The sequence below is a fragment of the aff. Roholtiella sp. LEGE 12411 genome, from assembly GCF_015206995.1.
Taxonomy (GTDB): Bacteria; Cyanobacteriota; Cyanobacteriia; order Cyanobacteriales; family Nostocaceae; genus Komarekiella.
The window spans coordinates 17,881-29,098 of record NZ_JADEXR010000070.1; the positions used below are offsets into that span (position 1 = coordinate 17,881).

At 41.9% G+C, this 11,218-nt stretch carries 10 protein-coding genes; 6 read left to right on the top strand and 4 right to left on the bottom strand.

Annotated features, from left to right (window positions below; genetic code table 11):
* Nucleotides 1-65: 65 nt before the first annotated feature.
* The gene (locus IQ246_RS16440; RefSeq protein ID WP_194004426.1) at nucleotides 66-671 is read left to right on the top strand and encodes a Uma2 family endonuclease; all 606 of its coding nucleotides are present in this window, start codon (nucleotides 66-68) and stop codon (nucleotides 669-671) included.
* Nucleotides 672-748: 77 nt separating this feature from the next.
* Nucleotides 749-991: a hypothetical protein gene (locus tag IQ246_RS16445; protein WP_194004427.1), complete on the top strand. Its 243-nt coding sequence runs from the start codon at nucleotides 749-751 to the stop codon at nucleotides 989-991.
* A 494-nt stretch (nucleotides 992-1,485) separates the two neighbouring features.
* Here the strand turns inward: IQ246_RS16445 and IQ246_RS16450 are convergent, their stop codons facing one another.
* From IQ246_RS16450 to IQ246_RS16460, 3 genes are all read right to left on the bottom strand, one after another.
* Entirely contained in the window at nucleotides 1,486-1,836 is a 351-nt protein-coding gene (locus tag IQ246_RS16450) for a DUF1257 domain-containing protein (protein ID WP_015136553.1), read from the bottom strand.
* A 141-nt stretch (nucleotides 1,837-1,977) separates the two neighbouring features.
* Nucleotides 1,978-3,489, bottom strand: coding sequence for an AAA family ATPase (locus tag IQ246_RS16455; RefSeq protein WP_194004428.1), 1,512 nt, complete (start codon nucleotides 3,487-3,489; stop codon nucleotides 1,978-1,980).
* Between the two features lie 94 nt (nucleotides 3,490-3,583).
* Nucleotides 3,584-3,934, bottom strand: coding sequence for a hypothetical protein (locus IQ246_RS16460; protein ID WP_194004429.1), 351 nt, complete (start codon nucleotides 3,932-3,934; stop codon nucleotides 3,584-3,586).
* A gap of 386 nt (nucleotides 3,935-4,320) precedes the next feature.
* On the opposite strand from IQ246_RS16460, the gene IQ246_RS16465 reads away from it, so the two are divergent.
* The 4 genes from IQ246_RS16465 to IQ246_RS16480 all read left to right on the top strand — a co-directional run bounded on the left by IQ246_RS16465 (nucleotide 4,321) and on the right by IQ246_RS16480 (nucleotide 10,325).
* Nucleotides 4,321-4,758: a hypothetical protein gene (locus IQ246_RS16465; RefSeq protein ID WP_339379307.1), complete on the top strand. Its 438-nt coding sequence runs from the start codon at nucleotides 4,321-4,323 to the stop codon at nucleotides 4,756-4,758.
* A 245-nt stretch (nucleotides 4,759-5,003) separates the two neighbouring features.
* Entirely contained in the window at nucleotides 5,004-6,158 is a 1,155-nt protein-coding gene (locus tag IQ246_RS16470; protein ID WP_194004430.1) for an NAD-dependent epimerase/dehydratase family protein, read from the top strand.
* A gap of 223 nt (nucleotides 6,159-6,381) precedes the next feature.
* Complete coding sequence (locus IQ246_RS16475; RefSeq protein WP_194004431.1) at nucleotides 6,382-7,518, top strand: glycosyltransferase family 1 protein; 1,137 nt, start codon at nucleotides 6,382-6,384, stop codon at nucleotides 7,516-7,518.
* 107 nt (nucleotides 7,519-7,625) lie between these two features.
* A complete protein-coding gene (locus tag IQ246_RS16480) occupies nucleotides 7,626-10,325 on the top strand; it encodes a GAF domain-containing protein (protein ID WP_194004432.1) in 2,700 nt (899 codons plus the stop codon).
* 48 nt (nucleotides 10,326-10,373) lie between these two features.
* On the opposite strand, the gene IQ246_RS16485 is transcribed toward IQ246_RS16480, so the two are convergent.
* Nucleotides 10,374-10,649 (bottom strand): hypothetical protein, encoded by a 276-nt coding sequence (locus IQ246_RS16485; protein WP_194004433.1) that lies wholly within the window; start codon nucleotides 10,647-10,649, stop codon nucleotides 10,374-10,376.
* Nucleotides 10,650-11,218: the final 569 nt, after the last annotated feature.

An 11,218-nucleotide genomic window follows, 5' to 3' on the forward strand; every position in this document is an offset into this window, starting at 1 on the left:
AAATCATCCCTAAAATTTTTATAAACAGATATCGTGAAAACAGGTGAAGTATTCAAAGAGCAACTATGACCACAAACTTACCTGTAACCATAGAAATTGTACCAATAGTCTTGCAAATGCAACCTGCGATCGCTATGACCGACGAGCAGTTCTACGAATTTTGTCAGCTAAACCGTGATTTTCGCATCGAACGCAATGCTGCTGGAGAATTAGTCATTATGTCACCCACAGGTTCCGAAACCGATCAATGTAACTTTGACATTATTGTTCAGTTGGGTATTTGGACAAAGCAAGATGGTACAGGTGTAGGGTTTGGTTCCAGTGGTGGGTTTACTTTGCCTAATGGTGCGGTACGTTCTCCCGATGCCGTGTGGATAAAACGTACACGCTGGGAAGCAATACCACTAGAACTACGAAAAAAATTTGCACCGATTTGCCCTGAATTTGTGATTGAATTGCGTTCTGAAAGTGATAACTTGCGAATTCTGCAAGACAAGATGCAAGAGTATATTGATAATGGAATGCAACTTGGTTGGTTAATTGATAGAAAACAACGCCAAGTTTTTATTTTCCGTCCTAATACTACGATTGAGTTATTAAATAACCCTAAGACACTGAGCGGTGAACCATTCCTACCTGGGTTTGTTTTAGATTTAACTCAACTTTGGTAGAGAATGAATAAAAATATACATGATAACTTAAAATAAGTTTCAAGTAATTGAAGCAGTTTAAGCACACTATGCAACCTATGAGAAATATTTTAGCTGATATAAAAAAAGCTATCAGTAATAATCGTGATGCAATTGCTAAGGCAACAGCACAGCAAAATTTAATTCAAAATCAATATATCCAAGCTAAGGAAGAATCTCAATCTGCACATGAAGATGCTTTAAAAGCTGCTTTTGAAAATGACCAGCAATCAGCAATGCAGGCTTTACTTCAAGAGGTAATTCAAACTAAAGCAAAAACAGATATAGCGGTATGCAGTTGAGTGAGATACAAAAACTTTGCTGAAATGATTTTACAGTAAGGAGTTTGGTGTTCTCATCCAATCGATGACCGCTATATTATAGGTTGGATTTCGCTGTCCCTCAACCCAAACTGCAATCAACTTGGGTCTTTGCGCGAGACATAAAATTAACATAAAGAAAGCTCGATAATATTGAAATTCTAGGTTAAAAAATTGCAAAGGTCTGCTTCATTGCTTCATTTCGTACCCGATTATTTATCAGGATTACCTTCCATACATAATATATATAGCAACGGACAGGGAGCTTAGGACAGTAATAAAATCACAAAGTATGCTGTTGAAGGCGCGTTTACTGCCAACTGTCTTAACGGCTTTGGCGACTGCTATATTTATAGAGCTAGCTTACTGCATACAAAATAGGGACTGAGAAATAAATCTCAGCCCCGATAAAAAAGCGGGCTAACCGCTATTAACTTGGTTAACCCGTGCAGCTTTGGGAACGCGCAGAGAAATAGTTATTGCAATACCAATTTCACATTGGCGTTTTGCAGACCGCGCTGTTTTACTTCTGCCAAGGTTTTGTTAACGGCATATTTTTGGTTGATCGAGTTGATTAACTCGGTTTGGTTGTGCTTTTTAGCAACGCCCCACAGGTCAGCGATTAGGTCAAAAGAACCATCGCTGTTGCGAGACCAACCTAGATCATATTCGCCTTCCAACACGGCAACGATGTCGGAACGGACACGCTGACCGTTATAACCACGGACATCAGCTTCAGTCTTCACGCTGATACCGAGGTCGCGCAAGGAAGCTTTGAGGATTTCGGCATCGGTGATCTTAGTACGCAGAGTGCTAAAGTGAGACATTTGGGTTTCCTCCAGTGAGAAGATTGAGAAAAACGACAACGATTTGTTTTGGGCGAAGCCGCGCTTAAATTGAAGCGGCTTTTTTCGTAACTGCTAGCATTTTCAGCTAGCCTTTCCCCCTGGGTTAGCAAGGGAAAGCTTTTAAAACTCCATTCGCTGATATTCAGCAACGGAGGATGCTGCGGGGCGTGCGCGCTGTCTGGCCCAGTCTCTTAGAGCCGTTACTTGTTCTTGCATCGTGCGAGACAGCGGCAAGGTCGCTTTTAGTGCAGCAATAATATCTAACTGGGTGAACTCCCGATCTTGGGCAAAAGCTTCATACATTGCCGCAACGATCGCTTGCTCAATTTCTGCCCCAGAAAAACCGTCAGACATCTTAGCTAGTTGCTCAAGATCAAATCGGGAGATGTCTTCACGACGCTTGGTCAGGTGGATGTTGTAAATATCCTGACGCTCTTCGGGAGTTGGCAAATCTACAAAGAAAATTTCATCAAAGCGACCTTTCCTCAAAAATTCCCCAGGTAAGCGTTCAACTCTATTGGCGGTTGCCATCACAAACACTGGAGATTTTTTCTCTTGCATCCATGTCAGGAAAGAACCAAAAATCCGGCTGGAGGTACCACCATCAGAATCACCAGAACCAGCGCTACCAGCAAAAGACTTATCTAACTCATCTATAAACAGAATAGTTGGGGAAATTGATTCTGCTGTTTTTAGAGCATTGCGTAGGTTTGCCTCACTTCGACCCACCATTGAGCCGTCGTAGACTCTCCCCATATCCAGGCGCAAAATTGGTAAACCCCACAATCGGGAAGTAGTTTTAGCAATCAGCGACTTACCACAACCGGGAACACCCAGAATTAACATTCCTTTTGGTTGAGGTAAACCATACTCTCTAGCTCTCTCTGTAAAAGCGTTGGAGCGTTGCTTAAGCCATTTCTTTAACTCTTCTAATCCACCTACAGCATCAATGGTTTCATCTTCTTCGATGTACTCTAATATACCATTACGCCGAATCAGTTGTTTTTTCTCAGATAGAACTATATCTACTTCATCTTCCGTCAAACGCCCTGTAGTTACCTGCGCCTTACGGTATACTTTTTCAGCTTCATCTTTGGTTAAACCCAGAGCTGCTCTAAGAAGTTTTTCTCTAGCTTCTGTTGTCAGTCGTCGTCCACGATTTTGGTCTAAATGGTGAGTCAAGACTTTGTTCAACTCGGCCATATCTGGCAATCGAAAATCAAGAACAACAACTTCTTTTTCCAATTCAATTGGAACTTGTTGCATCGGCGACATCAAAATGATGTTCTTCTGCATACCTTTAAAGCTGGCGATCGCATCTCGTAACGATCTAGTTGTGGCAGGCGCATCAATAAACGGATGTAAATCTTTAAGAATAAATATACCAGGTTCTCTTTGCCGGATTATCCACTCAATCGCCGCTTCTGGAGAAACAGTATTGTGTTGGGTAACATTCCGGGGTTGACCATACTCCACAATGCCGTGTGTTACTGTCCAAACATATACTCGACGTAAGGGCTTTAACACTTGGGCGATTGTGGAAATTGCCTGCTCAGCCCGCTCTTCCTCGGAGGTCACAAGGTAGATTAGAGGGTATTGAGCTTGAATTAGTATATTGAGCTCTTCTTTCATACAATCGACCTACTTGAGACCTTATAGAGACAGTACAGACATTGCTTTTGGTTAAAGACAACCAGATTATGAATTATTTATTCATAATTCCTATCTAGCAAGGAACTAACTCTTCCTCACCCTTAGGATGGGTTTCATCTTGAGCTATCTCATCAATGGAAAGATGCTCTTGACCAATTATTATTCCTGGTTGATTGCCCAATCCAACCAATTCCCCATCATGTAATACTAATGAACTTTCACAATTTGGACAGGTATACAATCTGTGGGTTCGCCCGTAAGAAGAAGCTTCTACCTCTTCAACTATTTCTGAATTTGACAGGTAAAAACCAAGGGCCCGTTCGGCAAGTTCTGACATGGATTCAGAATCTACTGCTGAACGAATCTTCAGCCTTTTGTGTAGTTCTGGCGATAGATACAAAGTAACCTTTTGCTTAGCTTGCATATAACTCTTTAACGGTCTTACCCGGGTATGTATATCACGTTATCGACTCCTCCAATTCTTGTCAAGACGGCAAAGCGTTTTAACGGCTGTTTCGTTACATTTATTTACAACAAAGCGTGTTCAGTTCTCTTGTTATCAGTGGTGACATCGTTAACTGTCTAAGTTATGTATAAAAACAATTACTCTGTTTCTAGTAGATTTAATTCAAGCGTTAGTAGCATTCCTCCGATCTGCCCATAAAGATTCGTGTTTCTGATAATTTTGCAAAATCAGCGACTTTGGTAAAAATTGTAATAATGACAGATGCTGCGATTAAAAACTGTTGTTTAAGGCGAAGAAAGTATGCGTTTTCCTCTGGCGTTAGGGGATTCCTAAGCTTGTTCATTATGCTGTACGGGTGTACTGCAACTGGTTTTAACGCTGAAACTATTACATGGAAGACTTATAACAATTCCCGTTATGGTTTTGAGTTTCTATATCCTAGTAACTGGACTTCCTTAGCAGCCCCAGAAAATAATGATGGCATTGCCTTTGTTTCACCACATAACAACTCTGTAATAATTCGGGGTTGGGCAAGCCATCAGATACCAGAGTTTACTATTACAGACCGAGAAGTAAAAATAAATCCCAATTTTCAGACTACCCAAGGAATATCTGGAGTGTTGGTCGTAGAAGTTAATCAACAAGTAAGTTCAATGACACTGACATTAACTCAAGGGCAAGTGCAATACTACTGGCAAGGGCGAAGCAAGGGCCAAGAATTTCCAGATTACTACCATTTGTTTTATTACATTGCTCAGCAGTATCGCATTCCAAAATACTGAAACTGGATACGCGAGACAGGCGTCAGTAATTATCCTCCTTATTTACTCTTAAGTTCATCTGCCTAATCTTTTCATTCTGGCTTTTAACGCAGACAATGCAAGGAAATTTGGTCATTCTAGCTAACCCTGCTGCCCCTGTTTTCCTTGCTTATTGTCTGTTGATTTCTACATCTCTCTCAGAATGATGATAAAGAGGGGACATAAACCTGATAGATTTAGCTATCAGCGAGTAAAAACTGGTTAAGATGAAAGTCCTGGTTATTGGTGGCGATGGGTATTGCGGTTGGGCAACCGCTCTTTACCTTTCCAATCGAGGTTATCAAGTTGGGATTTTAGATAGTTTGGTGCGGCGGCACTGGGATAACGAACTGGGTGTCGAAACTCTTACGCCGATCGCACCAATTCAGCAACGCCTCCAGCGCTGGCAAGATTTGACTGGTAAATCTATTGACTTTTTTGTCGGAGATATTACCAATTATGAGTTTCTCCAGAAAGCTTTGCAGAAATTTCAGCCAAACGCCATAGTGCATTTTGGTGAGCAGCGTTCGGCTCCATTTTCGATGATTGACCGTGAACATGCAGTGCTGACACAGGTGAATAACGTAGTCGGCACTCTAAATTTGCTGTACGCCATGCGGGAGGATTTCCCTGATTGCCACTTGGTAAAACTGGGAACAATGGGTGAATACGGTACACCCAACATCGACATAGAAGAGGGGTATATCACCATAGAACACAACGGGCGCAAAGATACTCTACCTTATCCCAAGCAGCCCGGTTCAATGTATCACTTAAGCAAAGTTCATGATAGTCACAATATCCACTTTGCTTGCCGGATTTGGGGGTTGCGAGCAACTGATTTAAATCAAGGTGTAGTTTATGGCGTCTTAACCGAAGAAACGGGGATGGACGAACTATTGATTAATCGTCTGGACTACGATGGAGTATTTGGCACTGCACTAAACCGCTTCTGCATTCAAGCAGCTATTGGACACCCGTTAACCGTCTACGGTAAAGGTGGACAAACTCGCGGATTTTTGGATATTCGAGATACAGTGCGATGTGTTGAATTAGCGATCGCTAACCCTGCCCAGTCTGGAGAATTCCGCGTATTTAACCAATTTACCGAACAATTCAGCGTTGGGGACTTGGCATTGATGGTGAAAAAAGCTGGGAATGCGATGGGATTAAATGTAGACATTAATCACCTCGATAACCCTAGAGTCGAGAAAGAAGAACATTACTTCAACCCTAAAAACACAAAACTGCTCGATCTTGGTTTACAGCCTCACTTGCTCTCTGATTCTTTGCTTGATTCTTTGTTGAACTTTGCCATCAAGTATCAAAAACGAGTTGATAACAAGCAAATTCTGCCTAAAGTCTCTTGGCATAGAAATTAGGATAAATTCTGTGTGCAACTAACTGTTAACACAATCCTATTTAACTCGAGTAACTCACTGGTCTAAAACTGGTCATCATGTTTTAGCACTATATGATGACCAGTCAATGTCGTTTATCAAAAATATGTCCAGCTATGCTATTGGTAGATTTGTTGCTTCCTATATGTTTAATAGGGAAGTGCAGCAACAGCTGGGATTATCTGCCTGGACTGAATAGTTTTTTATGAGAATTGCCCTATTCACCGAAACCTTTTTGCCCAAGGTTGATGGTATTGTAACGCGCTTGCGTCATACCGTTGACCATCTACAGCGCAATCGTGACCAAGTACTAGTGATTGCCCCCGATGGAGGCATTACTGAACACAAAGGAGCTAAAGTTTACGGCGTTACTGGCTTTCCACTCCCATTGTATCCAGAATTGAAAATGGCACTTCCTCGTCCAGCCATTGGTTACGCCTTAGAGGAGTTTAAGCCAGATATCATTCATGTAGTGAACCCAGCTGTTTTGGGGTTATCTGGGATATTTTATAGCAAAATGCTCAAAATTCCCCTAGTAGCGTCTTATCATACGCATTTACCCCAGTATCTCCAGCATTATGGCTTGGGAATGCTAGAAGGGTTTCTTTGGGAATTGCTCAAAAGTGCTCATAATCAAGCAGCATTAAATCTGTGTACCTCCACAGCGATGATGGAGGAACTAAGAGCACACGGTATTGAACGAGTAGATTTGTGGCAACGGGGTGTGGATACAGAATTATTTCACCCCAATTTGGCTAGTGTCGAAATGCGATCGCGTTTGTCGCAGAATCATCCCGAAAGTCCCTTGCTACTTTACGTTGGGCGTCTTTCTGCTGAAAAAGAAATAGAGCGCATCAAACCAATCTTAGAAGCAATTCCCGAAGCCCGATTGGCATTGGTAGGAGATGGGCCTCACCGCCAAGCGCTGCAAAAGCACTTTGCTGGCACAAACACCCATTTTGTCGGATATCTCATCGGGCAAGAGTTAGGCTCTGCCTTTGCTAGCGCTGATGCCTTTATTTTTCCTTCCCGTACAGAAACACTAGGATTAGTGCTACTAGAAGCAATGGCCGCTGGGTGTCCGGTAGTCGCAGCCCGTTCTGGAGGAATTCCTGATATTGTCACAGACGGGGTAAATGGATATCTTTTTGATCCAACAGCGGATATTCAAGAAGCGATCGCTGCGACGATTCGCCTCTTACAACAAAAACAACAGCGGGATACTATACGTCAAAATGCTCGCCAAGAAGCAGAAAGGTGGGGATGGGCATCTGCCACGCGCCAGCTACAAGACTATTACCAAAAAGTAATATTTTCGCAACAGTTGCACAAACCTGTCTAAGTAGAATTTTGACTTCTAAGGCGGGAACTCCCGCCCCTAAATTCTGGGAACGTTGATTTAAAAATTAGATGATATAGAGAAATAAAAATCTAAAATCTAAAATTCCCATGACACTCCCTAACCCTGGTAGCGTCTTGGCTACATTAATTGAACTTACTCAAGTTAATCGTACTCACGCCCTACTGCGTCGTGTTAAAGACCTATCTGTTAACGAATTTGTTTGCTTACTCGACTTCATTACTGCTGAATTTCAGCAATTTCTTAGAGCCATTGAACTGATTAATAATGAAGCTCTAGAAACTATGTTGGAGAAGGTGCTAGAGGCGATCACACTCAAAATTGGTCAAATTCTCCAAGCAGAACACACAGCCATTTTTTTAGTTGATTATGACAAAGATCAACTGTGGTCAAAAGTTCCCCAAAGTAATACCCAAAAATTCTTAGAAATTCGTATTCCCATCACAGTTGGTATCCCAGGTCATGTTGCCACTACAGGTCAATATCTGAATATCTCTGAAACCTCTACTCATCCGCTATTCAGCCCAGAATTAGAAAAACAAATGGGCTACAAGATTCAGAATATTTTATGTATGCCAGTTGTGAGTAGCAAAAACCAAACTGTAGCAGTAGTACAACTGGCTAATAAAGCTGGGAATGTTCCCTTTAATCAAGATGATGAGGAGCGTTTTCGAGACTTTGCTTCTTCTATTGGGATTATTCTGGAAAGCTGCCAATCTTTTTACGTAGCAGCTCGCAATCAGCGGGGAGCAACGGCTCTATTGCGAGCCACTCAAACACTAGGTCAGAGTCTAGATTTAGAAGCAACTTTACAGATAGTCATGGAGCAAGCTCGGATTTTAATGCAAGCAGACCGCAGCACACTGTTTTTGTATCGTAAAGAGATGAGTGAACTCTGGACAAAGGTAGCAGCGGCTGCGGATGGCACAAACTTGATAGAAATCCGCATTTCTGCCAACCGTGGCATTGCTGGCTATGTAGCCTCCACTGGTGAAGCATTAAATATTTCTGATGCTTACAAAGACCCTCGCTTTGACCCGACTACAGATAAAAAGACTGGGTATATAACTCGCAATATTCTATGTTTGCCAGTATTTAATTCGGCAAATGAATTGATTGGCGTCACGCAATTAATTAATAAACAACAAGGCAGTTTTTCAGCCTCTGATGAAGAGTTTATGCGGGCTTTTAATATTCAAGCAGGAATTGCTTTAGAAAACGCCCGCCTCTTTGAAAATGTGCTGTTAGAAAAACAATATCAAAAAGATATTTTGCAAAGTCTGTCGGATGCTGTAATTTCTACAGATATGGCAGGCCGGATTGTCACAATTAATGATGCAGCACTGGAGTTGCTGGGTTGTCCCCTAGGGAATGCTAATACTAAGAGCAACAAGCTTCTGTGGGAACAAAATTTGATTGATCGCCTAGTTTGGGAGGTTGTACCGATTGAAAATCTTCAAATGCGGCTGGAAGATAGTTTAAAAACTGGGGCCAAACACTATGTACCAGAACAAAGTCTGACAGTGGGACTTTACCAAATACTGGAGAGCCAGTGCGTTGCGGAGGACGCTGCGTTGGTGAAGCAGTTCGGTCTAAAGGGTTTCCACGCCAGTCCCCCCAATAGACAGAATTTACGCAAGGGGGTGGCTCCCCAGGGGGAACTTCCAAAAGGCACAGTACCCAGTACTCAGCATTTAGGTTGTTACATTTTGGCAGTGTGCGATCGCACTAACCCAGATGTTTTCATTCCCTGGAATCAACCTCTGACTCCCCAATCTGAGTTTCTCGGCTCTAACCAGGTGCAAAAGTTAGAACGCAGCATCAATCTTACTGTCAATCCCTTAACTAACCCAGAAGGCGGAGTTAGGGGTGGTTTGGTGGTATTAGAAGACATTAGCCAGGAAAAGCGGATGAAAACTACTATGTCCCGCTATTTGACGCCCCATGTAGCGGAGCAAGTTATGGCATTGGGAGAAGATGCCTTAATGGTGGGCGAGCGCAAAGAAGTAACTATCTTATTTTCTGATATCCGGGGCTACACGACGCTTACAGAAAATTTGGGTGCGGCTGAGGTGGTATCGCTGCTCAATCAGTATTTTGAAACGATGGTGGAGGCAGTTTTTAACTACGAAGGCACCCTAGATAAGTTTATTGGTGATGCCTTAATGGCAGTATTTGGTGTGCCACTACCACTTACAGAAAATCATGCTTGGAGGGCGGTGCAATCGGCATTAGATATGCGACATCGCCTAGCAGAATTTAACCAGCGGCGAATTATCCAGGCGCAGCCACAAATCCATATTGGTATTGGAATTAGTTCTGGTGAAGTTGTTTCAGGGAATATCGGTTCCCGCAAGCGCATGGATTATACCGTCATTGGGGATGGTGTGAATTTGAGTTCGCGTTTAGAAGCAGTCACTAAAGAATATGGCTGTGACATTATTTTAAGTGAATTTACGTACAAACTGTGCAGCGATCGCATTTGGGTGCGTCAGTTGGACAAAATTCGGGTCAAAGGTAAACACCAAGCGGTGAATATCTACGAGTTAATTAGCGATCGCACTACTCCCTTAGATGACAACACCCAAGAATTTTTATTCCATTACCAGACTGGACGGGCTGCTTATTTATCACGCAACTTTGAAGAGGCGATCGCCTGCTTTGAAGCCGCTAAATACATCCGATCTACAGACCAAGCTGTTGATATTCACCTAGAACGCGCTCGTAATTACCAACAAACACCACCTCCAAAATCTTGGGATGGTATCTGGACGATAATTGCTAAATAATCAAGGTTAAAGGTCAATCTTTTGACGTTAGATTTCTTGATTAATGTCTCAATCTTCAATGTTCCCTTGGTCACTCTGAAACGGTTCTTCACCAATTTTTAGTTGTTTTTTTGTGCGTTTCAACTGTTTCCACAAATCCTTGATTTGTTCGTAAGCTTGACCTGGAGGCAATTTTCCACCTGTTTCTAAGTTGCAGATGTAGCTGACTCGTTGGGCAAATTCCTGTAAGTTTGCATTAAAAACCAAGTTTTCTGGCTTTACCTGTCCGTAGTAACGACCACGAGGATAGAGAAAATCATCTTTGTTCACTATTTTTTTCTCCATTTATTCAACTCCCTTCTGTTTTAATATCTAAGGCTGAATTACTAGCTATCTCATCTCCTATTTGTCAGACTAAGAAAAATTAAATCATTAAACCCTTCTCCCAGAAAGGTTGTGTAAGAGTGAGTTGATTCTGATTTTGATGCTAGCGAATAAAGCTTGAAGTACTTCCACCAAGCTTACAAAGAAAGTATTTACAACACTGACAACATAGGATAGTTTATCCTCCTCCCAATTGCCAATCTATTTCGTTATTAAGTATGAGACTGGAATTGTAATTAACTTCATCTGAAACCGCTAAATTACTATGTATTATATACACTTGTATCTGCTAATACAATTTTACTCTGGCAAAATTATTTACTACTAAGTAAAAAAACAAACAAGTATCTTAAAAATACCATGTACAAAAGATAATTTTTGTCTGTTAAAGGTTAGATATTGTCTATAAAATTTGTGTCCCTGGCTACCAACCACTGGTAACAGACTAAATGGTTAACACAGTAATCCGATTTGATTCGTGAACTGACTCGTAGCTTATGGGGCATGGGGCATGGGGCATGGGGCATGGA

Bases quoted from the DNA above. Each gene is read 5' to 3' on its own strand.
- IQ246_RS16440 (WP_194004426.1), top strand. From the start codon at position 66: ATGACCACAAACTTACCTGTAACCATAGAAATTGTACCAATAGTCTTG.
- IQ246_RS16445 (WP_194004427.1), top strand. From the start codon at position 749: ATGAGAAATATTTTAGCTGATATAAAAAAAGCTATCAGTAATAATCGT.
- IQ246_RS16450 (WP_015136553.1), bottom strand. From the start codon at position 1,836: ATGTCTCACTTTAGCACTCTGCGTACTAAGATCACCGATGCCGAAATC.
- IQ246_RS16455 (WP_194004428.1), bottom strand. From the start codon at position 3,489: ATGAAAGAAGAGCTCAATATACTAATTCAAGCTCAATACCCTCTAATC.
- IQ246_RS16460 (WP_194004429.1), bottom strand. From the start codon at position 3,934: ATGCAAGCTAAGCAAAAGGTTACTTTGTATCTATCGCCAGAACTACAC.
- IQ246_RS16465 (WP_339379307.1), top strand. From the start codon at position 4,321: ATGCTGTACGGGTGTACTGCAACTGGTTTTAACGCTGAAACTATTACA.
- IQ246_RS16470 (WP_194004430.1), top strand. From the start codon at position 5,004: ATGAAAGTCCTGGTTATTGGTGGCGATGGGTATTGCGGTTGGGCAACC.
- IQ246_RS16475 (WP_194004431.1), top strand. From the start codon at position 6,382: ATGAGAATTGCCCTATTCACCGAAACCTTTTTGCCCAAGGTTGATGGT.
- IQ246_RS16480 (WP_194004432.1), top strand. From the start codon at position 7,626: ATGACACTCCCTAACCCTGGTAGCGTCTTGGCTACATTAATTGAACTT.
- IQ246_RS16485 (WP_194004433.1), bottom strand. From the start codon at position 10,649: ATGGAGAAAAAAATAGTGAACAAAGATGATTTTCTCTATCCTCGTGGT.